Source organism: Robertmurraya beringensis (assembly GCF_042433785.1).
GTDB classification, from domain to species: domain Bacteria; phylum Bacillota; class Bacilli; order Bacillales; family Cytobacillaceae; genus Robertmurraya_A; species Robertmurraya_A beringensis.
In genome coordinates this window covers 36,537-61,286 of the sequence record NZ_JBHLUU010000005.1, presented here as the reverse complement: position 1 = coordinate 61,286, position 24,750 = coordinate 36,537, and the positions used below count along the sequence as shown (strand labels likewise).

26 protein-coding genes and 1 riboswitch are annotated in these 24,750 nt (G+C 40.0%); of the genes, 5 read left to right on the top strand and 21 right to left on the bottom strand.

The window, feature by feature from the left end:
* Positions 1 to 15: 15 nt before the first annotated feature.
* The 10 genes from ACFFHF_RS00725 to ACFFHF_RS00680 form a co-directional block, all read right to left on the bottom strand.
* Positions 16 to 1,335 carry a UDP-glucose dehydrogenase family protein gene (locus ACFFHF_RS00725; RefSeq protein ID WP_377057406.1) on the bottom strand — a complete coding sequence of 440 codons (1,320 nt, stop codon included), beginning with the start codon at positions 1,333 to 1,335 and terminating at the stop codon, positions 16 to 18.
* Complete coding sequence (gene galU, locus ACFFHF_RS00720) at positions 1,332 to 2,237, bottom strand: UTP--glucose-1-phosphate uridylyltransferase GalU (RefSeq protein WP_160545931.1); 906 nt, start codon at positions 2,235 to 2,237, stop codon at positions 1,332 to 1,334. Before galU ends, ACFFHF_RS00725 begins: the two co-directional genes overlap by 4 nt.
* Entirely contained in the window at positions 2,234 to 3,028 is a 795-nt protein-coding gene (locus ACFFHF_RS00715) for a HipA family kinase (protein WP_160545932.1), read from the bottom strand. The genes galU and ACFFHF_RS00715 overlap by 4 nt, the downstream gene beginning before the upstream one ends.
* Entirely contained in the window at positions 3,021 to 4,139 is a 1,119-nt protein-coding gene (locus ACFFHF_RS00710; RefSeq protein WP_160545933.1) for a glycosyltransferase family 4 protein, read from the bottom strand. The genes ACFFHF_RS00715 and ACFFHF_RS00710 overlap by 8 nt, the downstream gene beginning before the upstream one ends.
* Positions 4,140 to 4,150: 11 nt before the next feature.
* Positions 4,151 to 4,474 (bottom strand): hypothetical protein, encoded by a 324-nt coding sequence (locus ACFFHF_RS00705; protein WP_377057405.1) that lies wholly within the window; start codon positions 4,472 to 4,474, stop codon positions 4,151 to 4,153.
* A gap of 67 nt (positions 4,475 to 4,541) precedes the next feature.
* A complete protein-coding gene (locus tag ACFFHF_RS00700) occupies positions 4,542 to 5,234 on the bottom strand; it encodes a hypothetical protein (protein ID WP_377057404.1) in 693 nt (230 codons plus the stop codon).
* Positions 5,235 to 5,381: 147 nt separating this feature from the next.
* The gene (locus tag ACFFHF_RS00695; protein ID WP_377057403.1) at positions 5,382 to 5,642 is read right to left on the bottom strand and encodes a YiaA/YiaB family inner membrane protein; all 261 of its coding nucleotides are present in this window, start codon (positions 5,640 to 5,642) and stop codon (positions 5,382 to 5,384) included.
* A gap of 127 nt (positions 5,643 to 5,769) precedes the next feature.
* On the bottom strand, positions 5,770 to 6,648 hold the full coding sequence (locus ACFFHF_RS00690) for a glycine betaine ABC transporter substrate-binding protein (RefSeq protein WP_160545935.1): 879 nt from the start codon (positions 6,646 to 6,648) through the stop codon (positions 5,770 to 5,772).
* A 17-nt stretch (positions 6,649 to 6,665) separates the two neighbouring features.
* Positions 6,666 to 7,502, bottom strand: coding sequence for an ABC transporter permease (locus ACFFHF_RS00685; protein ID WP_160545936.1), 837 nt, complete (start codon positions 7,500 to 7,502; stop codon positions 6,666 to 6,668).
* A complete protein-coding gene (locus ACFFHF_RS00680; RefSeq protein WP_377057401.1) occupies positions 7,499 to 8,698 on the bottom strand; it encodes a quaternary amine ABC transporter ATP-binding protein in 1,200 nt (399 codons plus the stop codon). The genes ACFFHF_RS00685 and ACFFHF_RS00680 overlap by 4 nt, the downstream gene beginning before the upstream one ends.
* A 324-nt stretch (positions 8,699 to 9,022) precedes the next feature.
* Here ACFFHF_RS00680 and ACFFHF_RS00675 point away from each other — a divergent pair, with 324 nt between their 5' ends.
* From ACFFHF_RS00675 to ACFFHF_RS00660, 4 genes are all read left to right on the top strand, one after another.
* On the top strand, positions 9,023 to 9,559 hold the full coding sequence (locus ACFFHF_RS00675; RefSeq protein ID WP_377057429.1) for a GbsR/MarR family transcriptional regulator: 537 nt from the start codon (positions 9,023 to 9,025) through the stop codon (positions 9,557 to 9,559).
* Positions 9,560 to 10,049: 490 nt separating this feature from the next.
* A complete protein-coding gene (locus ACFFHF_RS00670) occupies positions 10,050 to 11,804 on the top strand; it encodes a LytS/YhcK type 5TM receptor domain-containing protein (RefSeq protein WP_377057400.1) in 1,755 nt (584 codons plus the stop codon).
* Complete coding sequence (locus ACFFHF_RS00665; protein ID WP_160545939.1) at positions 11,788 to 12,513, top strand: LytR/AlgR family response regulator transcription factor; 726 nt, start codon at positions 11,788 to 11,790, stop codon at positions 12,511 to 12,513. The genes ACFFHF_RS00670 and ACFFHF_RS00665 overlap by 17 nt, the downstream gene beginning before the upstream one ends.
* A gap of 149 nt (positions 12,514 to 12,662) precedes the next feature.
* Complete coding sequence (locus tag ACFFHF_RS00660; protein ID WP_377057399.1) at positions 12,663 to 14,117, top strand: carbon starvation CstA family protein; 1,455 nt, start codon at positions 12,663 to 12,665, stop codon at positions 14,115 to 14,117.
* Positions 14,118 to 14,164: 47 nt separating this feature from the next.
* On the opposite strand, the gene ACFFHF_RS00655 is transcribed toward ACFFHF_RS00660, so the two are convergent.
* From ACFFHF_RS00655 to ACFFHF_RS00605, 11 genes are all read right to left on the bottom strand, one after another.
* Complete coding sequence (locus tag ACFFHF_RS00655; RefSeq protein WP_377057398.1) at positions 14,165 to 15,379, bottom strand: type II secretion system F family protein; 1,215 nt, start codon at positions 15,377 to 15,379, stop codon at positions 14,165 to 14,167.
* Positions 15,380 to 15,412: 33 nt separating this feature from the next.
* Complete coding sequence (locus ACFFHF_RS00650; RefSeq protein ID WP_160545942.1) at positions 15,413 to 16,450, bottom strand: PilT/PilU family type 4a pilus ATPase; 1,038 nt, start codon at positions 16,448 to 16,450, stop codon at positions 15,413 to 15,415.
* A 15-nt stretch (positions 16,451 to 16,465) separates the two neighbouring features.
* Positions 16,466 to 18,133, bottom strand: a complete 1,668-nt coding sequence (gene gspE / locus ACFFHF_RS00645) for a type II secretion system ATPase GspE (RefSeq protein ID WP_377057397.1) — start codon at positions 18,131 to 18,133, stop codon at positions 16,466 to 16,468.
* A 26-nt stretch (positions 18,134 to 18,159) separates the two neighbouring features.
* The gene (locus tag ACFFHF_RS00640; RefSeq protein ID WP_377057396.1) at positions 18,160 to 18,828 is read right to left on the bottom strand and encodes a hypothetical protein; all 669 of its coding nucleotides are present in this window, start codon (positions 18,826 to 18,828) and stop codon (positions 18,160 to 18,162) included.
* On the bottom strand, positions 18,825 to 19,379 hold the full coding sequence (locus ACFFHF_RS00635) for a hypothetical protein (RefSeq protein WP_377057395.1): 555 nt from the start codon (positions 19,377 to 19,379) through the stop codon (positions 18,825 to 18,827). The genes ACFFHF_RS00640 and ACFFHF_RS00635 overlap by 4 nt, the downstream gene beginning before the upstream one ends.
* A 24-nt stretch (positions 19,380 to 19,403) precedes the next feature.
* Positions 19,404 to 20,519, bottom strand: coding sequence for a type IV pilus biogenesis protein PilM (gene pilM / locus ACFFHF_RS00630; RefSeq protein ID WP_377057394.1), 1,116 nt, complete (start codon positions 20,517 to 20,519; stop codon positions 19,404 to 19,406).
* A 24-nt stretch (positions 20,520 to 20,543) separates the two neighbouring features.
* Positions 20,544 to 21,566: a hypothetical protein gene (locus tag ACFFHF_RS00625; RefSeq protein WP_377057393.1), complete on the bottom strand. Its 1,023-nt coding sequence runs from the start codon at positions 21,564 to 21,566 to the stop codon at positions 20,544 to 20,546.
* 20 nt (positions 21,567 to 21,586) lie between these two features.
* The gene (locus tag ACFFHF_RS00620) at positions 21,587 to 22,000 is read right to left on the bottom strand and encodes a prepilin-type N-terminal cleavage/methylation domain-containing protein (RefSeq protein ID WP_377057392.1); all 414 of its coding nucleotides are present in this window, start codon (positions 21,998 to 22,000) and stop codon (positions 21,587 to 21,589) included.
* Positions 21,997 to 22,386 carry a type IV pilus modification PilV family protein gene (locus ACFFHF_RS00615; RefSeq protein ID WP_377057391.1) on the bottom strand — a complete coding sequence of 130 codons (390 nt, stop codon included), beginning with the start codon at positions 22,384 to 22,386 and terminating at the stop codon, positions 21,997 to 21,999. The genes ACFFHF_RS00620 and ACFFHF_RS00615 overlap by 4 nt, the downstream gene beginning before the upstream one ends.
* A 12-nt stretch (positions 22,387 to 22,398) precedes the next feature.
* Positions 22,399 to 23,151, bottom strand: coding sequence for a prepilin peptidase (locus ACFFHF_RS00610; protein ID WP_377057390.1), 753 nt, complete (start codon positions 23,149 to 23,151; stop codon positions 22,399 to 22,401).
* Between the two features lie 77 nt (positions 23,152 to 23,228).
* A complete protein-coding gene (locus tag ACFFHF_RS00605) occupies positions 23,229 to 23,594 on the bottom strand; it encodes a competence type IV pilus major pilin ComGC (RefSeq protein WP_377057389.1) in 366 nt (121 codons plus the stop codon).
* Between the two features lie 96 nt (positions 23,595 to 23,690).
* A riboswitch (cyclic di-GMP riboswitch) is annotated at positions 23,691 to 23,774 on the bottom strand.
* 497 nt (positions 23,775 to 24,271) lie between these two features.
* On the opposite strand from ACFFHF_RS00605, the gene ACFFHF_RS00600 reads away from it, so the two are divergent.
* The gene (locus ACFFHF_RS00600) at positions 24,272 to 24,742 is read left to right on the top strand and encodes a nucleoside deaminase (protein WP_160545952.1); all 471 of its coding nucleotides are present in this window, start codon (positions 24,272 to 24,274) and stop codon (positions 24,740 to 24,742) included.
* Positions 24,743 to 24,750: the final 8 nt, after the last annotated feature.

Genomic DNA, 24,750 nt, shown 5'->3' with positions numbered 1-24,750 from the left:
GCTGAAGGACTTTCTTCAGCTTTTTCTAATAATGATGGCTGGCTTACCGATCGGATAATATTCAATTTCCTCACAGTCTCGAACAGCTTCTTCCGAAAAACTGTTTCTTCCATCAAAAACGATTGGCTGTTTCATTTGGGAAATGACTTCAGATAATACGAGCTGCTTGATTTCCTTCCACTCCGTAACAATAAAGACCGCATCAGATTCTTTTATCGCCTCTCCCACCGAGGTAGCATACGCAATTTTTTCTCCAAAAATTCCTTTAGCATTACGCGTTGCCACCGGGTCGTATCCGATTACAGAGGCTCCTTCGTTCAATAAAGAATGAATGATGGTAATCGAGGGCGCTTCTCTCATATCATCTGTCTCCGGTTTAAAAGCAAAGCCAAGCACAGCTATTTTCTTATGCTTTAGATCTCCAAAACGATTCAAGGCCTTTTTTACAAGAAGCAGTTTCTGTCGGTTGTTAATCATCATCGTTTCTTCAATCATTGAAAAAGGAACATGATACTCTTTTGCGGCGGCTAAGAGGGCGCTAACATCCTTAGGGAAACAGGACCCACCATAACCAATTCCACTTTGTAAAAAGGCTGCTCCTATCCGTTGATCTAGCCCCATTCCCTTAGATACATCTTCTACGTTTGCACCTACTGCCTCACACAGGTTTCCTATGTTATTAATAAAACTGATTTTCGTTGCTAAAAAGGCATTTGATGCATACTTAATCATTTCTGCACTTCTTGCATCTGTCTTGACAACCTTTGCGTTGAGAGGAGCGTACATCTTTTCGATTACTGCAGCTGGCTCCTTGTTCTCACACCCAATTACAATGCGGTCAGGATTTAGTGTATCTAGCACAGCTGAGCCTTGTCGCAAAAATTCCGGATTGGATACAACGAAGGGTGAGACTTTGTTTTGACCAAAGGCCTCCAGTAATCTTTTCACCTTTTCATTTGTGCCAACGGGAACGGTACTCTTTATCACAATAATTGAGCCTTTTTCGATGTAGGGAGCAGCATCTTGGATCGCCTGAAATAGATACGTTAAGTCCGCTTCCCCGCTATCTTGCTGAGGAGTACCAACTGCAACGATGATCACCTCTGACTTCTCCAAACCTTCTCGATGCGACGTGGTAAACTGCAACCGTTTGGCCTCCATATTTTTAGTAAGCAATTCCTCCATTCCTGGTTCATAAATGGGAGATTTCCCTCCACGAAGAAGGGTTATTTTTTCCTCACTTGTATCAATACAAATTACGTGGTGGCCGATTTCCGCTAAACAAACGCCTGTAGATAATCCTACATAACCTGTTCCAATTACAGCTATTCTCATACTCCATCATTCTCTCGTTGTCGAAAATCCATATTCTCATAGATGCCTTTGATATACTCTAAAACCACTTCCCTCATATCTTCCCTTCTTAGCGCAAAATCGAGTGTTGCTTTCACAAACCCGAGTTTGTCTCCAATATCGTAACGTGTACCCTCAAAGGAATAAGCAAATACGGCTTGCTCTTTATTCAGTTCATTAATTGCATCAGTTAACTGCAGTTCGGCGTTAGGAACGACCGGTAATGACTCAAGCTTTTCAAAAATTTCTGGCCTAAAAACGTATCTTCCGATAATCGCATAGTTTGAGGGAGCATCCTCTCTCCTTGGCTTTTCGACTAATGAATCAAGTGAAAATAGATTAGGAATTCCGATGGCTCCTTTTGGTTTTACAATTCCGTATTTGCTCACCTCATCGTCGCTCACCGTTTGAACAGCTACAACCGAGCTGTTACAGTATTCGAAAACATTCATGAGCTGTTTTAAGCAGGGTACTTCTGATTCCACAATGTCGTCACCCAGCATGACGGCAAACGGCTCATTCCCGATAAAGCTTTTCGCACTTAGAATCGCGTGCCCTAATCCAAGTGGTTCCTTTTGCCGCACATAATAGATGGTTACTAAACTTGATAACTTGCGAATTTCTTCTAATACCTCTATCTGGTTCTTTCGTATTAAGGTGTCTTCGAGCTCATAGGATTTATCAAAATGATCTTCAATCGATCGTTTGCCTCGTCCGATAATAATCACAATTTCCTTAATTCCAGCTGCTACGGCCTCTTCGACAATATATTGAATCGTTGGTTTATCAACGATGGGCAGCATTTCTTTCGGCTGTGCCTTTGTTGCTGGCAAGAACCTTGTTCCCAATCCTGCAGCGGGGATAATTGCCTTTCGTACCTTCATCCTTCTCCCTCCCCTCTATTGCTTTCTGCTGAAAGAAACGGGAAGTAATCTCTTACCATGAATTTCTTCAAACTTCGAGGAAGCATCTTCTTACGGCGCCTAATTAAATACTGAGAGAGTATTTTTTTCTCTTCCGTACTCACTTGCCAATCATCTGGAATGATGCTGACAATTTCCTCAATAAGAAAGTTAGGGATAGTTTGAATCACTTTTAACGCTTCATAAAAGTCCGATTCTCTCCCCACAAATTGGGCCATTAACCGGTGAGTTGCACTTCTTAATATATTCACAGGAAGATCTTCAACTTGTTCTCCTGTCCAGTTATAAGAACCAAAGCATTCTGCATGGTCAATGATCCATAGGTGATACGCCTCATCGCCCACTTCTTTTAGTAAAATATTTTTCTTCGTTCGATCGCGGTTTGTTAACCAATAATCAAATAAAATAATTGAAGCTAGCTGTTGCTCGTTTACGATTTTGTTAATTTGAGAGACTTCGTGTCCGTTGTAACAATCAGGAATATATCGCGAAGCAAACTGATAGCGACTGGTACTTTCGATAAAATCAGGAATTTCAGTGGAGAATTCAGATGGCATTTCTATAATTTGAGCATGTGGAATGGGCAGTTGTAAGTATCTGGCTAGGCAGTATGCTACCCATTCATTTGGCAATGATTTTTCGAACCCAGGTATGAAATACTTCACAGCATATTCATGTCCATCGTCAAACTTGATTAAGTGAGTGTTTGATTTTCCTTCTAACCTCTTTACATATGAAACTGGCTTAATCATCCACCTTCACCACACCATCTCTACCTGTTTCTTTTTGCATGATTTCTAGTAAAAATTGAACATATTTCTCGGCCACTCGGTGAATATGGAAGTTTTCAAGTGTGTGCATGATTGCCGCCTCAGACATCTCTTTCTGTACTTCAGGCTGGTCGATAATGAAATATAGCTTCTTAATTGCCTCATTCACATTCATTCCGTGAAATAGTTTCCCTGTTTCTCCATCTTTCACAATTTCTGTGACGGGCATCATTCGAGAGGCTACCACTGGAACTCCACAAATCATGGATTCCACAAAAGTATTTCCAAATGACTCTGTCTTTGTAGTCGCGATTGTACAGCCACCAGATTGACGAATCTTTGCATACACATGTGGCATTTGCTGATAAGGAATGACCGGAAACCACTTAATGATGTCAGTTAATCCTTCTTCTTTCTGCACTGTAGCAAACTCTTCTCTCTGCACACTTTGTGCTCCACCAATGACCCAGAATTCAATATTATCGCGTTCCTGTTTAACTCTTTTAGCGATTTCCACCAGCATCGGCCAATTCTTCCTTTTATCTAATCGTCCAATCCAACCGATGACCTTTTTATCCTTTGGCAGGATAGGCACTGCATCATAATCGATTTCTTCTTCATTAAGTGCGTAATAATAAGCTGGGTCGATTCCGTTATAAATCACCTCGATTGGAATCCCTTCAATAAGGATGGACACAAGCCTTTTTTGGTATTGGGAGGGAACAATGATGGCTACTGGTTCAATGCCGTGAAAATTTTGGATATGAGGAGTAAGTTTAATCAGTTCTGGGGTACGTGCTTCGACTATTACTGGTCCGTTATAATTGGCCATTTGCAGCCACTTAAAGGCATCCTTTGTATCAACAACAATGACTGCGTCATATTGATTATCTTGGATAATTTTCACTATTGTGTCTTTGTCCTTCGTCAAGTAAACAGGAGCTACATCTTCCATAATATGCATCCCACCGTGATCTGTCGTATACAGAAACTCGGTTTCTATGCCATATTTTTTAAAATATATCGCCCGATTACGCCACCCAGCATTCACCCCTCCAACCGTGAGTAGACGCCAGATTACTAGTATTTTCATTATAACTCTCCTTACTTTTTGCCCTTTTTACTGTTATCCATGATTTTTTGCATTAATAGGGAGGTTAGTTCCTGTCTTAACATTTTGCTTTTCTCAGCTGGCGAAGCCTTTTCAAACTTCTTTTTATCCTCTTTGGTTTTCTTGTCATCTTTCTCTTTTTTGTCTGGCTTATTCAGTCCATTAATAATACGTTGGATTTCGCTAAAATCAATTTTTTCTGGTCTTTTATTTGACTCTTCTTCTACAACCGGTTGTTGTTGTTTCTGCTCTAGTGCATCCCAGTGCTCGTCAATTTTCTGCATCACTTCATCAGGGTTTTGCCCTCTAGCTAACATTGTTTTTACCCATTCTTCTTTAAAAACCTTGTGCATTAAGTTAACGAGATTGTTAGCATTTTCCTTCTCATCCTTCGTTAACAGGCGGACTACTAAGATCCTTAACCACTTTCTTCGTTTTTCCACTCTCCAATAGCAAAGGGTAAATTTCTCTGGCCAGCTCTTCCATGCGCATATAATAGCTCCACTCCTCGAGAAGCTCTGGAGAAAAAGCCTTTACATGAGATAGAAATGTCTCCCTATGAGTTTCTCCTAAAGAGGTTAATAGTTTGCGAGGATATGGATATACCCGGTCACGCCAAATCGTCCTTGCTACGTCAATTACCCGAAGGCTGCCATCTGCTTGGAGATAAATTTGTCTCTTATGATGATCGATTCTCTCATAGCCGATTTCTTTAAAAATAATCAGCATTTCTATAAGTTTTGCTGATAACTCTTCTGTTAACGGGTGTGATTGTAAGTACTCCCTCAAATCAATTCCCTTAATGGTTTCCATAACAATAAAAAGAGGTCCATGATCATACACCTTAGGGAACAAACCTGTATGCTGTCCCATAGATAATGCTTCATACTCCCTCTCACAATCCTCTTCATTACCGAATACCTTGACACATACATCGTCGGTATAATGAAATACAGCTCCCTGTCGCCCCTTCCCGATCATTTGAAGAGGGCTATTATTGATAACTTCTACATCTTGGTTTTCTAGATTGTTTACCGTAATGCTCTCAACCATCTGTCTTAACTCGCTAGTGTCCAAAAAAGTAACCACCTTTCTACATACTATTCACTGTCAGCGAACCAGTGTTTTATTTACATTCTCTTTACATTAGATTCATAAATTTTAAAAGTGTACAGGCTATTAACTAGGGAAAAAGAGGGAATGACCAGTGTCATTCCCCCTTTCTTACTCACTACTATTCGAATGTGAACGATGACGCTCTTGTTCTGCGAGAATTTCGTTATCCTCTGCATTGTCTCTTGTTACTTTTTGTGTCAGGATTGCTCCTACAGCCACTAAGATCATAACAGCGATATAGTACCCTTTTTCATTTAGTTCAAGGCTATCAGCATTATAAAGACCGATACTAAAAAGAAATACCCCTGCAAAGAAAGTAAAGTAAGCTAGTACGGTGAAAGCCGTGGTATTTCTACGTCTATACTTCATATTCATCCCCCTAAAATACACTATAAGTTCCATTTCAGGTATATTATACCAAGTATACAAGGTGTAAATCTACACTTTTTTTCACAAAAAAAGACTGACTTTGAATTGTCAGCCTTTCAACCAGAAATTACTCACCCTTAATTGCTTTTACTTCATCAGGATGGTTATCAATCCATTCCTGTGCTACTTCTTCCGCATCACGATTATTATCTTCAATTTCAACAATCATCTTTTCAATATCAGATACATTCATGCTCCAGTTGCTTAATAATTCATATGCTTCTGGTGCTTTATCTTTTAACTCATTGTTTGTAATCACGTGAACTTCTGATGTATCAAAGTATCCTTCTGGACTTGGTAGTACCTTTAAATCATAGTTAGCAAACATTGGATGTGGTCTCCAGCCAAGGAAAAGAACAGGCTCTTCTTTCGCCATGATACGCTGTGCTTGAGCTAACATACCGCCTTCACTTGATGCTACATATTCAAAATCCAGCCCTAACTCTTCAATCATTTTTTTAGAGGTTACACTCATTCCTGCACCCTCTTCAATTCCATAAACCTTCCCACCAAATAAATCTTCCTTGCCCTTTAAATCTTCTACAGACTCAATTCCTTCAACATACGTTGGAATGACCCAACCAAGCTCTCCATCTGTATAACTTACTGCTGTATCTTCAAGTTTATCTCCAAACTGCTCCATATAGTTCGCATGCATGACTGGAAGCCATGAATCCATAAATACATCAAGATCCCCTTTTGAGAGACCCGTATATACTCCACCAGCATCAGCATTTGTTTCTTTAACTGTATAACCCATGTCTTCAAGAAGAAGCTTGGCAACCTTTGTAGGTGGGATTGTACTCGTCCACGGTGTTACCCCAAAGTTAATGGTGACATTTTTGCTGTCTTCTCCAGCTTCTCCGGAAGTACTTGCTCCACTGCTACAACCTACAAGTAAAATGAAGGCCAGTAGTAATAATAAGCTTACCTTTAGTTTTTTCAATCTTCCCCACTCCTTGACTATTTTTTATTTTTATTACCTAAACCTTGAGTAATACGGTCTAGGATAATAGCTAACACAACAATTCCTAATCCACCAACCAAACCTAATCCAACATTAACGCTCGATATTCCTGCTAATACGGTTGAACCAAGACCAGGTGCACCGATCATAGATGCAATAACTGCCATGGATAGGGCCAACATAATCGTTTGATTTACCCCTGCCATAATCGTTGGGATAGCAACAGGTAGCTGCACTTTTACAAGCATTTGCCATGAAGTGGATCCAAAAGCCCTAGCTGCTTCGACCATATCTTCAGGCACTTGTTTAATAGCCAGGGTTGTCATACGAACCGCTGGCGGAGTCGCAAACACAAACGTTGAAATAACCGCTGGAACTTCACCTAATCCAAATAACAGAATAGCCGGTATCAAATACACAAAGCTCGGTAAAGTTTGCATAAAGTCCAATATTGGACGAACAATTTTATCTAAAACTGCATATTTGGCAGTTAAAATCCCTAATGGTAAACCAATGATGATGGAAAAGACGGTTGCTACAACCACAACGGCCAAGGTTAACATCGCATCTTCCCACAGGTTAACGGAACCAAGATATAAAGTACCGATTAAAGTAAAAATAGCAATTCCTTTTCCAGCAAGTTTCCAAGCTAATAAAATCAATAATATAGCAATGACTTCAGCCGGAATCATAAGAAATAAATCAGCCACGCCATTGATGAAAAAAGAGATAATGGAGCTGACCGAATCAAAAAAGCCACCCATGACTGGAATTAACCAGTCGTATACAAAATTATTTGTCCAATCCTCTAACGGTAATGTAAAGTAGTTCATTCTTTCATCCCCTCGCTTTGCTCTTTCCCTAACACAAGTCCCGAAAGGATCGAAACTCTAACAATAATTCCTACTAACTTGTTTTCCTCTACAACAGCGATAGGATATCTTGATTCTGCTGCTATACCAATCAGTTCACTTAGTGGAGTGGTGGGATCAGTCGTATGGAAATCTGACTCTAGTACGTCTTCCACCCATTTGTTTTCCTTATAGGCCTTGATGGCCGCATCGATCGTTAAAATTCCTTTTAAGTTTTTATCCTTATCCACGACGAAAATACTTGAGAGTCCTGCATCCTCCATCTTCTTCATCGCTACCCTTGGGCCATCTTTCCATGTTGTGATGACATCAGGCTTTTTCATAATATTAGAAGCCATGAGTACCTTCGAGCGATCCACGTCCTCAACAAAGTTGTACACATACTGATTCGCTGGATTTTCAAGAATTTCTTCAGCCGTTCCAATTTGAACGATTTCTCCATTTTTCATAATCGCGATTCTATCACCAAGCTTCAGCGCTTCATCCAGATCATGTGTGATAAAGAGAATGGTTTTTCCAAGCTTACTCTGAAGCTGAAGAAGCTCATCCTGCATCTCCTTACGAATAATGGGATCAAGTGCACTGAACGCTTCGTCCATAAGAAGAATATCGGAATCATTCGCAAGAGCTCTCGCAAGCCCCACTCGTTGCTGCATTCCACCACTCAGTTGATCAGGAAAACTATTTTCGTATCCTTCTAATCCAACATCCGCAATAGATTTACGAGCTTTTTCCTCTCTAACGCTTTTTTCTACTCCTTGTACTTCAAGACCATACGCCACATTTTCTAGTACATTCCGATGTGGAAACAAAGCAAACTTTTGAAACACCATTGATAATTTTTTTCTTCTTGTTTGCATTAGGTCGTTTTTATTCATTTTCGTAATATCTTGACCATCAATGAGAACCTCTCCACTGGTCGGTTCAATTAAACGATTGATTAAGCGAATCAATGTCGACTTACCACTCCCTGAAAGTCCCATAAGAACGAAGAATTCTCCTGGCTTCACTTCAAAGGAAGCATTTTTAACACCAACAGTCATGCCGGTTTCTTTTAAAATTTGCTCTTTGCTCTGCCCTTGTTGTAAGCGCTTAACTCCTTCCTTTGGATTCGAGCCAAACACTTTCGTGAGATTTTTCACATGAATTTTATTCATTTTATAACCCCTTTTTTGTTTCTCTATTTATTTGATAGATTTATAGATTGATAAGATGTGTATTGTATATAAGAGGAAAAACGAAGAGAGTGAGTAGTTTGAAGTTTTCCTGCCCTTTTATTGTAGCTTGATTGTCATGTGTTTAACAAAGCCGAAATTTCTGTATATTCCGTAGATATTGTTCGTAAAGTTTTAACTGTACAAATCAGACAGTAGAATGGTTAAAATTCCTCCCGAATGCTCCCGAATCCTCCAAAATAATAGGTTTCTACTTTTAAATTCAATATGATAATCTATAGATAGAAAGCTCAGGGAAGTGAAAATATCTTGAATGAACAAGACAAACTATTGAAAGCAAGAGATCGTTTTATTGATTCGATGGCTAAAAATATGAGTCTTTACGGAATTACCCATTCGGTAGGAAGACTGTATGGATTGTTATACTTTAGTGAAAAGCCAATGACTCTTGATGAAATGAAAGACGAGCTTGGAATGAGCAAAACGAGTATGAGCACAGCTGTTAGACAGCTTCAAGAACTAAATATGGTAGAAAAAGTATGGAAGAAAGGTGAAAGAAAAGATTTATACCAAGCCGCAGACGACTGGTACGAATCCTTCTCAGCCCTGTTTTCCACAAGCTGGCGAACAGGCATCTCCCTTAATATCTCTACTATTAATAGATCACTGAAAGAGCTTCGTGCTCTTGTTGAAAATCCAGAAACCAGTGACGAAGTAAAGGCTTCAGCAGTGTTAGATATTGAAAAATATCAATATGCACTAGATTACTATGACTGGCTCAACCGTTTTGTTGACAGCCTCGAATCAAAGGAAATATTTGATCATATTCCAAAAAAGGAGTAGTGGATGATTGACCATCCGCTGCTTCTTTTTTGTTTTAATGAAATACCCAGGATGCCGGAAGCGCAAACCTCATATTTTTATATTTTTGGGCTGTCTATATGACTGGTTGGTGATTTTTTTGGGTTGCTGCGGGCAATTAGAGAGGCGCTATTTGACCGGTTGGTGTTCTTTTGGGTTGATGTGGGCAATTAGAGAGGCGCTATTTGACCGGTTGATGACTTATTGGGTTGCTGCGGGCAATTAGAGAGGCGCTATTTCACCGGTTGGTGACCTTTTGGGTTGCTGTGGGCAATTAGAGATGTGCTATTTGACCGGTTGGTGACTTATTGGGTCGCTGCGGGCAATTAGAACGTCCCTATCTTACTGATTAACTACTTTTTCCTCCCCAACGGGCACTGAAACCCCAGCAACTAAAAATAAAAATGCCCCCCACCCAACAAAACTGCTAAAATATAAGTTGAAGAGTAATCATGATAAGGGGTTTTGCGCCATGTTTGAATTATTGCTCACAATGGTCGAACGGTTGGGTATTATTGTTACGATTGCGTTCGTGTTAACACGGTTTCCCTTTTTCCGGGACATGATTTATCAAGAACAACTGGATCGAAAACAGCAATATACGGCCATCCTCTTTTTTGGCTTCTTTGGCATTATTGGAACTTATTCGGGATTAACATTAAGCACGGAAAGCTTGCACTTTAGCTCGTGGACAGCGGGTTTGAATCAAGATGAAGCGATTGCGAACTCACGTGTCGTAGGCGTGGTTATTGCTGGGTTGCTTGGAGGTTATAAGGTCGGTATTGGAGCAGGAATCATTGCCGGTCTCCACCGGTTTACGCTTGGTGGCTTTACTGGAATTTCTTGTGGGCTTGCCGCCATCATTGCTGGAGTTCTCGCAGGTCTGTTTCACCGCAAAAATAAACATGTTCGATTACCATCTGCCTTTTTTATCGGTGCCCTAGCAGAATCCGTTCAAATGCTCATTATATTACTGATTTCTCGCCCGTTTGAAAAAGCTTGGACACTTGTAGAAATCATCGGTGTTCCTATGATTCTTGCAAATGGAATTGGAAGCGCACTCTTTTTGCTCATCATCAAAAGTGTGATAAATGAAGAGGAGCGAACGGGTGCCATTCAAGCACAGAAAACGCTTCGTATTGCTGAAAAAACGCTTAGCCATTTACGCCATGGACTGTCCCATGATTCAGCAAAAGCCGTCTGTCATATTCTCCATAATGAAATCCGTACAAGTGCGGTCTCTATGACCAATACGAAAGAAATTCTTGCGCATGTGGGGCTTGGTTATGATCATCATCAAGTCGGGAGCCCTATACAAACGCAAATTACTCAGTCTGCTATCCAAAAAGGCGAAACGATCGTTGCTGGTAAAAATGCCATCCATTGCCGCGAAAAAAGTTGCCCTCTTGGTGCTGTCGTTGTTGCGCCATTACGACAACAAGGTGAAACGATCGGAACGTTAAAATTTTATTTTCGTTCTGAAAAAGAAATCACTCCTGTGATTATGGAGCTTGTATCAGGATTAAGTTCATTATTAAGTAACCAGCTAGAAACAGCGGATGTTGACCGTGCGTATCAGCTGGCAAAAGAAGCGGAAATCAAAGCTCTGCAGGCACAAATCAGTCCGCATTTTTTATTTAATACACTAAACACGATTTTGTCGCTCATTCGCCTGGACCCTATGAAGGCACGCAAGCTACTCGTTTCACTGTCGCATTTTTTACGCCAAAACCTGTCCGTTACCACTCAAAGCTTAACCACACTTGAGCAGGAACTGAAGCATGTGAAAGCTTATTTAGCTATTGAGGAAGCACGATTCGTTAATAAATTATCGGTCACCTATGATATAGACGAAAATACATTGTTGCAAAATATCCCTCCGCTTACGCTTCAACCCATTGTTGAAAATGCGATTAAGCATGGATTTAAAGATAAAGAGAAGAATTGTTACATCCATATATCGACTAAAAAAGAACCAACACATATCCTTGTCACCATTGAAGATAATGGCGAAGGAATTCCTCCAGAGAGAATTCAGCAATTATTAGCGCAACCCATATCATCTGAAACCGGAAGCGGAGTCGCGCTATACAATGTAAACCGTCGTCTATCATTTGTATTTGGTGAAAAAACAACCCTACAAATCAACAGCATATTACAACAAGGTACGAGCATACAGTTTTCAATACCAATCAGCGAGGTGAATGAAAATGGATCCATTTATTAAAGTGATGGTGGTGGACGACGAACCATACAGTCGCGAAGAACTAAAGCATCTGCTACAGTCCTTTTCAACCATTCAGGTGGTTGGGGAAGCAGAATCAGGTGAAGCCGCCCTTATGAAGGTATTACAGCTTCAGCCAGATGTGATCTTTTTAGATGTGGAAATGCCTCGTATGAACGGTATGGAGTTAGCAAAGGCACTTAAGGAATTTAAAAAACCTCCTTATATTGTATTTGCTACCGCCTATCCTGAGTTCGCTGCCGAAGCCTTTCGGTATGATGCCCTAGATTATTTGCTGAAGCCTTATGATGAGGATCAGCTACGCGAAACGATCTTGAGATTAGAAAAAAAGCTGGCCCCAATGAAAGAGCAAAGCAAAACTTCTGGAAAGCTGGCGATTGAAGCAGACGGGGAGATTTTATTTATCGATCCAAAGGAAGTTTACTATATTGTGAGAGATGAGAAGAGTACGAAGCTGGTTACGGAGGACCATGAGCTTATCACCAAGCTCCCTCTTAAAGAGTTTGAATCAAGGCTTGTTCCCTTTGGCTTTTTCCGAATTCATAAAAGCTTTCTTGTGAATTTAACCTATGTCAAGCGGCTAACTCCATGGTTTAACGGTGCTTATCAGCTAGAACTTGAAGGAAAAAAGGAGCTTTTATCCGTAAGTAGAAACTATGTGAAAGCACTCCGAGCAAGACTCGAAATCTAATTATCTACTTATCATGCAGGTTAATTCAGATTAACGACATGATAATGTTGGAAAACTGCTTTTCAGTCCAAAATCCCCCTTTCAAACGTTCTTATCTTTTATAATTATTTTTGAAAACGCATTCATTACTATTATAAGGGGGAATTAGTTTGTATACCTTTTTAGCAGGAATTGCCCTACTCATCGTTGGTTACTTTACTTATGGAAAATTCGTTGAAAAAATCTTTGGGGTAAAAGCGGATCGTGCCACACCTGCGTATGTGAATAATGATGGCATTGACTATGTGCCGATGAGCACACCAAAGAATTCCCTTATTCAGCTTTTAAATATTGCTGGTACAGGACCTGTTTTCGGACCGATATTAGGAGCTCTTTACGGGCCGGTTGCCTTCATTTGGATTGTTATCGGCTGTATTTTTGCAGGTGCTGTTCATGACTATTTAACCGGTATGATTTCTATCCGAAACAAAGGAGCTCATCTCCCTGAGCTGGCGAGCCGCTTCTTAGGAAAAGTAATGAAGCACGTCGTAAATGGATTTGCGGTTCTTCTTCTTTTACTAGTTGGAACTGTGTTTGTCACCACTCCAGCTAGCTTATTACATGTTGTGATGGACGGAAAAGTTGCCTTATCAATCATTATCGTTGCGATTTTTATTTATTATATTTTAGCTACTTTACTTCCAGTGGACAAATTGATTGGTCGTTTATATCCCTATTTCGGAGCTCTGCTACTAATTAGTGCGCTAGGTGTTGGAATTATGTTAATTGTCACAGGTGCCCCAATTCCTGAACTATCATTAACAAACTTCCACCCAGATAATCTACCAGTATTACCATTGTTATTCTTTACGATCTCTTGTGGAGCTCTTTCTGGCTTCCATGCCACACAAACGCCAATCATCTCACGTACGACTCAAAATGAGAAACAAGGCCGTAAAATTTTCTATGGCATGATGATCACTGAAGGTGTCATCGCTATGATTTGGGCGGCGGCTGCCATGAGCGTATTTGATGGTGGTTATGCAGGATTACAAGAAGTTCTAGCTGCTGGAGGACCTGGAGCTGTTGTTAGCCAAGCGTCTACTGCACTACTTGGTGCAATCGGTGGTACTTTAGCGATCCTTGGTGTAGTCGTTCTTCCTATCACTTCTGGTGATACCGCTTTCCGAAGCGCTCGTATGATTATCGCTGAATATATCAATGTGGCACAAAAGAAACTGAGCAACCGTTTATGGATTGCTATCCCATTATTTGCAGTATCTGCCGTTCTAACTCAAATGGATTTCAACTTATTATGGAGATACTTCAGCTGGGCCAACCAGTCCACAGCTGTTATTGCTTTATTCGTGGCAGCCATGTACCTTTACATCGCGAAAAAGAACTACTATATTGCACTCGTACCAGGAATTTTTATGCTCGTAATGGTGATCACGTATATATTAAATGCCCAAATTGGATTTAGACTTTCTATGAATACTTCATGGATTGGTGGGTTGATCGGAACAGTGGTCTTAGTGGTCATGTTCTTCCGAGCGGCGAAAAAAGCACGGGCAAACAATCTACCGCTTGAAGAAGATATTTCGAATTGGAATCGAGTGGCGTAAAAGTTGAAGCTGACTCTATGTGAGTCAGCTTTTTTTGGGGTTTGCTGTTATTTAAAATTTTCATAGATGGAAAACATCGGTAGCATCGCAGCCATTACGATTAACCCGACGATGCTTCCCAACACCGCAATCATAAGCGGCTCTAAAATGGCACTCAAACGAGTAGACATTTCCTCCACATCGTCTTCATAAAACTCGGCAATTTTCTCAAACATCGTATCAAGCTGACCCGTTTCTTCCCCGATTCGTACCATATGCGTCGTAATCTTAGGAAATACCCAGCTATTTGCTAACGGAGTGGATAAGCTTTCTCCCCGTCTTAATGAATTCTTTGAGTCCTCCAGCACCTTTGCAACAACTGAATTCCCCGCCACCTCTGCACTCATGGTTAAGGTTTGGAGCACCGGTACTGAGCTGGCAAACAGAGAAGCCATCGTTCGTGATACACGAGCTAAAATCGTTTTCTGCAACAATGTCCCAAAGATGGGCGTCTTCAATGCGATTAAATCAAGCATATATCGTCCCTTTGGATTCCGCTTGGTGGCAATAAAACCTACTACTAGTAAGATGACAATGCCTAAGGCGATATACCATTGATGAATCAAGAAATCAGACGCGGCCATCACGATTTTCGTCGGAACAGGAATTTCTCCACCAACTGATAATAAATTGTTTAATAAACTCGGAAGAACCTTTGTTAAAAGGATCACGACAACGATCACCGCAACAATGGAAACAGCAATCGGGTACACCATCGCTGACTTTACCTTTTCCTTTACCTTCCGATCTTTTTCATAAAAGATCGCCAACCGGTTCATGACATTTTCTAAGTCCCCACTCGTTTCTCCGGCAAGCACCATATTGACAAAAATACGGTCAAAGATTTTTGGAAACTGTGAGCATGATTTAGACAGTGATGTCCCCGAACGAACATCTTGATAAATCGTCTTTAACGCTTGTTGAAACGGCTTGGAAGACACTTGCTCGGACAAAAGATTGATGGCATCGACAATCGGCGTTCCTGCATTCAGTAAGGTAGCTAACTGACGGCAAAAAATAACGAAATCCTGATTTTTTACAGGTGCTCCAATAATTATATTAAGATCCTTATTTAAAATGGATTCTTTTATTTCCTTTAACTCAGCAATATATAAGCCTCTACGTTCAAGCTCCTCTGCTGCTGCTGCTTGATTGGCAGCCATGAGTTTTCCTTTTTGCTCTTTGCCGGTAAGGGAGTGAATTCCCTTGTATTTAAATTGCATGATTTCACCGCCTATAGCGCGTAATGTCCATGATTACTGATGAGCATCCCAATTCGGAATAAACTCATCAGCCGTTTGTTTGGTAATAGTCCCACTTTGAACAAGCTCTCTGACTGACATATTCATCGTTTGCATACCAAGAGCTTTATTGGTTTCCAAAATGGATTGAATTTGATGAATTTTATTAGAGCGAATCAAATTGGCAACCGCATGATTATTCACTAAAATCTCCATAGCCGCTCTTCTTCCGTCATCTTTGGCAACAGGCAATAATCGTTGGGAGACAACCCCCACTAAAGTACCTGCAAGCTGGGTACGGATTTGCTGTTGCTGCTCAGCTGGAAACACATCGATGATTCGATCCACCGTTTGGGCTGCACCGGATGTGTGGAGAGTTGCCAGAACCAGATGACCTGTTTCAGCAGCTGTAATCGCTGTACGAATCGTATCAAGATCTCGCATCTCTCCCACAAGAATCACATCAGGGTCCTGCCGTAGTGCCGCTCGTAAACCGATCGCAAAGGAATTAGAGTCCAACCCAATCTCCCGCTGATTCACGATGCTTTTTTTATGCTTGTGCAAGTATTCAATTGGATCTTCTAGCGTTAAAATATGCTTGCTCATATTTTCATTTATAAAATCAACAATGGACGCAAGCGTCGTGGACTTCCCACTTCCCGTTGGTCCTGTAACGATTAATAATCCTTGTGTCTTCTGTGCAAACACCTTGATAATGTCTGGGAGATGAAGGTCAAGAAAGTTTGGTACATTACTATTAATCACACGACAAACAATCCCCACAGAGCCTCTCTGTCTAAAAACATTCACACGAAAGCGGCAGATTCCCGGTAAGGCATAGGAAAAATCAACTTCACCTTTTTGGTCAAAATGCTCCTGCAGCTCTGGAGTCATGAGCTCTCTTGCCATTTCCTCTGTTTCGTTAGGAGTGAGAGCTTGGCTTCCTACCTTCTTTAACTTCCCATTGATTCTTACAATAGGAGTAACTGCCGTCGTAATGTGTAAATCCGATGCTCCATTTTGAAATGCGAATAATAATAGTTTTTGAATCATCTTGAATTTCCCCCATTATTCTACCGTTACGCGATAAACCTCTTCTAAAGTTGTTAACCCTTGTGCAGCTTTTTCCAGTCCGTCCTCAAACATCGATACGAAGCCTTTTGTGTTTACGTACTTACGATAAGCAGAGTCCTGCATTTTCTGTGTAATCATATTGCGTAGCTCATCATCAATCAGGAGCGTCTCATGAATAGCCATTCGCCCACGATAACCCGAGTTATTACATGCCGAGCACCCTTTCCCCTTTTTCAAATGGCTCGTATCCATTCCTCTTGATTGAAACAGCTCTTTTTCTTCCATTGTCGGTTCATATGGACTAGAGCAATTTTTGCATATTTTTCGAACTAAACGTTGAGCCACAACCCCAGTCACAGCTGAAGACACGAGGAAGGGCTCAATTCCCATATCCATCAATCGGCTAACCGCAGAAACAGAATCATTCGTATGAAGCGTACTTAATACAAGGTGACCAGTTAGGGCTGACCGCAAAGCAATTTCCGCGGTTTCTGTATCACGAATCTCACCCAGCATGATAATATCCGGGTCCTGTCTGAGAATGGAGCGAAGACCAGCCGCAAACGTCATACCAATATTCGCTTTTACCTGAACCTGATTAATTCCACGAATTTGATATTCAACCGGATCCTCAACCGTGATGATATTCACTTCGTCGGTATTCAGTTTTTGCAAAGCCGTGTACAGAGTGGTGGATTTTCCTGACCCGGTAGGACCTGTCACAAGAATAATTCCGTATGCATTATTAATCATTTTTCGGAAATTGGCCTCGTTTCTTTCTGAAAAACCAAGCTTTTCAATTCCGAGAACAACGTTTCCTGTGTCCAACAAACGCATAACAACCTTTTCCCCGAACACGGTTGGAAGAATCGATACACGTAAATCTATATTTCTCATATCAATGTCCATTTTAAAACGACCATCTTGCGGAAGGCGTTTTTCAGCAATGTTCAGCTTGGACATAATCTTGATTCTTGAGACAAGAACATTGTTCATGTTCTTCGGAAGGGTACGCTCTGTTCGCAAAACTCCGTCCACACGAAGACGAATAAGCGTTTCGTGTTCATGCGGGTCAATATGAATATCACTAGCCCCGACTTGAAGTGCCTGGCTCAAAAGCTGATTCACCATTTTCGCAACTGGAGAATCATCCGACTGCTGAGCTTCTAAAAAGCCTTCGTCATCCTCGTTTAATGGCATATCCTCAAGCATTTTATCAATCGATTTTTGCATGCCATAGTAACGATTTAAGGCCACTTGAATTTCATGCCTCTTTGCTATCGCTGGCTCAATCCGGAAGCCGGTGCTCAAGCGAAGATCGTCAATCGCAAAATAATCGAGTGGGTCGACCATCGCCACTAGCAATTTATCATTCGTCTTTCTAAGCGGAAGCAGCTGGTACTTTCTCGCTAACTCTTCATCTATAATATTAATGAGCTTTCGATCAATCTCAAGTTCATACAAATTCACTTTTTTAATGCCGAGCTGAAATTCCAGCACTTGAATAATCGTGTCTTCATCCACGATATTCATCGCAACTAATTGATCACCGAGACGCAAACCAGAACTTTTTTGCTGAAGCAGGGCATCCATTAATTGCTCGTCTGTAATTACATTTGTTTCAATAAGCAAATCGCCTATACGCTTTCGCTTAAGTGCCATTCGGTTGCTCTCCTTTTGTTCATTAGTTATTCCAATACCTGTTGAAAGGCTTCACAATAAAACACTCGTGCAGAGATAGTTGCATCCATATTACCCTTTTCCGAATTTAAAGAGTATGTGACATTCTGTATATGAAACACTCTCGGCAACTGTTCAAGCTTATCCACGAACTCATTGATGTCTTCATCACTGCCATTCAATGAGATTTGAACATCATTGTAGGAAACCGTAAACTCCTTTACTTCACTTACTCTTCCTTCAAGAAGCTTGTAGATCGATTCAGGAAATAATGTACTCCACTGATCCTGCTCAACCGTTCCATCAGCGGTAGTTGTCACTTCAGCTTGAGCCTCTTCGTCTGACTCCGTTTGGAAAGAGATAGTAGAAACCGATGTTCCTGTTTCTCCTTCTGTTTTTTCAATATCTTTGATGACCTGCTCTATATTCGGACGTCCAGGAATTCCTTGAAATAACTCCTGCTTTTCCGCTTCAGTCATCGTTTGTGGCTCTAACGATTGGAGCACCTTTTCATAGCTGGTCGTATCCGCTTCAATTCTTTGTAAGTCCGCTTCCTTTTCTGCTTTTTCTGCAGCAAGTGGTCGTATGATAGCCCAGTAAAAGATTCCACTAAACACAACCAATATCGCAATCGTAATAATTAGTATCTTTTCTTTTAGCAAACTCTCTAATTTCATTGCTGCTCACCTTCTAACGTCACGACAGTTGCTTCAAAATATGCTTCGTACAAATTGGTCTCCGTATTTAAACTAATACTAGTCACCTTAGCCTCTGTCACAAAATCCACCTCTAACAACTGCTGAAGGTAGGTTGCTGCTGCCTCTTTCGTTTGAAATAAAACCGTCATGGACAGTGAACCCGTGTTTTCAAAGGTATAATTGGAGACAGAACCACCTTCGGGTAGAAGCTTGTATAGATTTTCTTTTATGGTTATTGGGTTTTTATAAATTCCACTTAAAAATCCATGAATTTTATTATATTTATATACGAAATTATATACTGTCACACCCGTTCGACGGGCCGTAATCTCCGCTAACACTGTATCTCTCGCTTCCGTACTTTTTGCAACTTTCTCGTCCAGCTCGTGTACCGAACTTTTCACCATAATAAATAAAATAATGAGTAATGCGGAGATCACAAGAAACAAGCCTGCTGCACCCAGTAAATACGGCAATCTATTTAACCTGTTTCTCCTCTCCTGTGGCAATAAATCAATGCTAAAGTTCACTACGATCTCTCCTATCTACCACCATTACTTTTTCCACTTCTTCTTTACGGTTTCATTTCCTTTAAGAGCTAGTCCAATCGCAACGCTTGTTGAATTCAATAGGTCTTTTTTATGGAAATTGTTCGCGACAATCTTTGAAAAATCAATATCCGCTACTTCTACCTCAAGACGATCAGATAGGACAGATACAAATTGACAAGCGTTTTTCCCGGTAACAATGACTCGTTTAAAATGGCTATTTCCCTTGCTTAATGAGAATCTAAAAAAGTTCTGTGCTTTCTCTATTTCAGTAACCACATCGTTAATATACGTTTCTTCATAAAGAGCTGATTCTTCCACGGACACAGCTGCTTCTACTAAATTTTCAACAAATCCATCAAAGGGCAACACATCACTGGTTGAAAATAAATCTTCCTGTTCAATCTCCATTGCTCCCACTGTCATGGTTCTTGAAAAGGCAATGGTCTCGTTGGCGAAAATATGAATATCAATGGATTCCTTAGACAAATCAACAACCATCTCGGTATCATGCAACCACTCAGGGTTTGTATGTGAAATCAATCGCTGTAATGCCGTCCCGCGAATCTCCGCACTCAATGGCTTCAAACCTGCTTGAATACTCACTTCCAATAGGTCCTCAGATAACGGTAATGATGTCGCAAAAAACAGAATATCCGCTTTATCGGTTGCCATCTCTCTTAACTCAGAAGCAAACTCCACAGCCGTCAATTTTTCAATATCCATCTGCTCGTCTGGCTCCGCCTTAATCGTCCCGATCTTCACAAAATCATAAATAGATTTTTCAAACGGAAGATGAATACTTTCCCCTACTTGGTATTGAAGAAGCTTCGCAAGCGCATCTTCCTTTAAATCAGGAAGCGAGGTAATTCGTCTCACAATGATGTTTTGTGTTGGAAAGGCCAGATGAACATGCTTGTCCAACACCCTCTCCTTCAACAAACTAGCTATACCATTTATCTCGGATATTCTTGAATTTTCTATTATATGATGGTTAGTATCGATCACATCTATATCAAGCAAAACAGGTTGGTTGTTTTGAATTTGTACGTTTGCACGGGTAACATACGTGTCGCGAAAGTCTATACCGGAGAATGTATTGTTTTTCTTGAAATTGAACATGTTGCACCTTCTTTCTTTTGCTGGCTATCGATCGGTTGAGAATTCAATGGTTTTTGATTGTATGTTTGATATGTTCTTAGTCGAAGAACTTGAATCGTTAAGAACTTGACAAGCAACAGGTAAAAGAGAACAACTAATTCCGCTCGCTTTTCCATTCACTTCAAACGCCTTAGAGGTTCCTTTTATGTGATTAACTATTAATCCACTGTTCACCGTAACCACTGAGTTTCCGTTATTATCCAGTGTCTCAGCAACTAGTGCTCCCTCGATGACTAATTGTGAATCTGTGTTTCCACTTCCTCTTAAATCAATCGTCTTTGCAAAGACAATGGAATTACTCGGGATAATCATCTTTCGACCATTCCCCGAAAGACTGATCTCCTTATACTTTGAAATTCCTGGTGGAAAAACAAAGGTGTCACCTTTTTCAACTTCTTTTTTATCTAGTACCGTTGTAAAGGAACTCCAATTAATTCCGAGTTCATTAATGATCTTATTGTAAATATTCAGCTGAATTTGATCTATTTGTATCTTATACTGCCCTTTATCTTTAAAAGCACTATCATCAACATAGTTATAGGCGGTTTCCGTATTTGCTTTAGCTTCAGCAGAAACCTCCACATCAAATGACATTATCCTCGAGATGTTTGAGTGGTTATCATAACTAGCTTCTATCATTACTTCAACAGTCTGTTTACTTGAATTTGGAATGATAGTACTTATGTCTGGATCAGTAGAAATATTCACTTGAACGTTCTTTCCCCCGATTTGGTAAGAGGCGGAACTTGGCTGCTCTTTTAAATAGGCAAAAGGTCCACTACTCCCTGTACTAACGTTCTTATAATTACTCATCTCAGACAAGACAATTTCAATTGCACCTTCAGCCCGATAAAATTCCTCTTGTTCCTTCGTTGTTTTAACCACATTTTGAAGACCATAAGTAGTGGTCGATAACATGGCTGTTCCAACGATACTAACAAGGACAACAATAAAGAGAACAATCATTAATGCTGCTCCTGACTCGTTACCTTTTAATCTTCGTATCATCTTCATCCCCCATCGACCACTTAATACCTTACTCTTTTTTGCGCATCATTAAATACTTCTGTTGAAACCTTATACTCGTGATCACCTTTTTCTAAAACCAAAGTCACTTTGTACCTTTTTTTCGTGCCACCTTCAACAAGCTGTTCAGTAACCGTATAGCTCTTAACATTTTTAGATAACACGGTCCCTGATACTAATTTTATTTCACCATTAGAGTAAACAATTTTATTGCTTATTTCATTTCCATCTCTTACCGTATTCGAGATCGTTTCCATAATAAAACGAGCCTCACGCTGGAGTTCATTTTCCTTTGCTACTGCTTGTTCCATTTTTGTCCCATAGCTAAACAGGGTAAAGGCAAGTGCTGAGATACTTACCATAATTAAAATGACAATGAGTAATTCAATTAGTGTTACACCTTTTTCATCTCTCATTGCTTTTTCACCACCGTGACAAGCTCTAAACTTGAAGAGTCAGTTGATACTATTTTTGCTGTTACTTCAAAGAACTCAATCGCACTATACGTAACCGGATTTACTGTAATTGTTACTTTCGCATCATAGTTAGCTATAGTAGCGGTGCCGCAGCTCTGATCTTTTTGGCAATAATATTGTGTAGGGGAGGTTCCGCTTATATACCCCTTTTCACGGATAATCTCCATAATTTGTTGACCATAATAATTCAATTGCGTGTCTTCCCCTTGCTCCACTGTCCTTGTAAAGGAACCCGTCATAATTAGGAGCAACGGTACAATCACCATTCCAGCAATAACAACAGAGATCAACAATTCAATTAATGTAACTCCCTTTTCGTTGTTCATATCATCTGCCCCTTATAGGAGTAGTGAGCTGTACCAAGTCCAAATTTCTTCCCCATACAGGTAAGCCACTAATGTTCCAATCATAATCGAAGGCCCAAAGGCAATCGGTTCTTTTCGTTTAACAATTTTTAATGCGATTAATAGTATTCCAACAATGGCTCCTACAAACGAGGCTAAAACCAAGCTCATTACAGTTAGTGCTGGACCGAGTACCACTCCAATAGCTGCATACAGCTTAATGTCACCGCCACCCATGCCGCCTTTGCTGACAACAGCTAGCAACAAGAGCAAACCGAAACCAACTACACTGCCTAGTAAGTAAGTTAAAAATGGTTCTTCTCCGATGAAGAAACGTACAATAACAAGAACCACAATACTTGGTAGAGTAATCACATCTAGAATCAATTTTTCACGGATGTCTGTTAAAACAGAAAGAATTAATAATGTTGATAAAAGAATGGCAGGAATTAGTTCTGAAGTAAGCCCTATTTCTTTGTAAACAACAAAAAATATAATCGCAGTCATAGCTTCTCCTAATGGGTATAGAGGAGAGATTTTTTCTTTACAATAACGACAACGACCTTTAATGAATAGGTAACTAAATAGAGGAAATAAATCAAAGAAACCTAACCTGTGATTACAGGAGGTACAGTGGGATGGTGGGTAGGAGATGGATTCTTTTTTTAGTAGGCGGATGGCTACTACATTGAAGAAGCTACCGAATACGAGGGAAAATAAGATAATAAATAAATCAAATATATACAATTCATTTAGCTCCTTTCAGAGATTTCTCTTAAAAACAAAGCTGCCACAGTCTCAGAGACGCGACAGCTTTTATTTCTCTATGGAGTAGTTACACAGCTAGACTCAACTACACCATTACCATCAATTCTAAATTCTGCAGCAGTAGTTCCATCAGCGCATGTTGTTGGAATTTCATTTAGAAATTCTGGGACTAGCTCAGTAGTAGTTATTACCTCGTCTGTACTCCCTGGCCATACTCCCTCAACTGCATTAAATCGATTTACTGCATCTTGAACAAGTTTCAGATTTTGTAAATCTGTATTATCCTCAGCCTCTTGTCTCTGACTCATAACCATCGGAATCGCAACAGCAGCAATAATCCCCAAAATAACAATAACAACAAGTAGTTCAATTAGCGTTAAACCAGCTTGGTCTTTCATTTTCTTCTTTAATGATTTTAACATGAAGAAAGGTCCCCTTTTAATTTTTTTATGTTTTTTCGAGAGCTTGTTCTTAAATTTGGGGATAAAAAAACCTTTACAGCTCATTCAATGGAATGTAGTTGTAAAGGTCGGTTGCACCAATCGCTCAATATGACTCAGGTGCCCACGTACAAGTCATATTTCTTCGCGCCCTTATTTAATGAAAAAGACTCTGTGATAAACATTACTTATTTACTAGTATTCTACACTAAAAAAAATGAAAAAAAAAGAGGTTTTATGTAAATTTAACACTAGGTAATGTTAGGTAAATATTATATTAAAACAGCGCAAACTCTTCTTACTCCCTTATTTTATTTTTATTCATCCATTCCCTTTTTACACTCCTTATTTTTCAGAAATAATAATGTGAATATATTTTAGGTATTTCAAATCAACTGGTTCTTTATACCTATAAAACACTATAATAAACTCAGCGTAAATAATCTGACAAGTTGCTCCTACCTTTTTCAGGTAAGAGCTTTTTTATTGTTAAAAAATATCACAACATAACAGACAGAATATTCAAACATACATATAATACAGAAATAAACCCACCAATTATATGAAACCTCTTTTGCCCTCCAACCCAAAAAAACTAACCTTTTTACAAAGGTTAGTTTTTTAATCAATCATTCACTACATCAGAAAAGGTGATTCTATTGGAAAAAGTATTTTTTATGAATGAAGCGATTAAGTTAGCGTGTGAAAATGTGTTAAGTAATCATGGTGGTCCTTTTGGGGCAATTGTGATTAAGGACGGGGAAATTATCGGTAAAGGCAAAAATGAGGTCACCAGCAGCAATGACCCTACTGCCCATGCAGAGGTTCAAGCGATTCGTGAAGCTTGCTCCTATTTAGGCAGCTTTCAACTGACAGATTGTGAGATTTACACAAGTTGCGAGCCTTGTCCGATGTGTATCGGAGCGATTTATTGGGCGAGACCAAAGGCCGTCTATTATGCGTGTACGAAAGAGGAAGCTGCTAAAATTGGCTTTGATGATCACTTTATTTATGAAGAAATTAGCTTGCCAATTGAAGATAGAACGATTATGATGAATCAAATTACGGTTGACGAGTATAATCTACCTTTTAAAATGTGGGAAGTATCATCTGACAAAACAGAATACTAGTCTCTTAT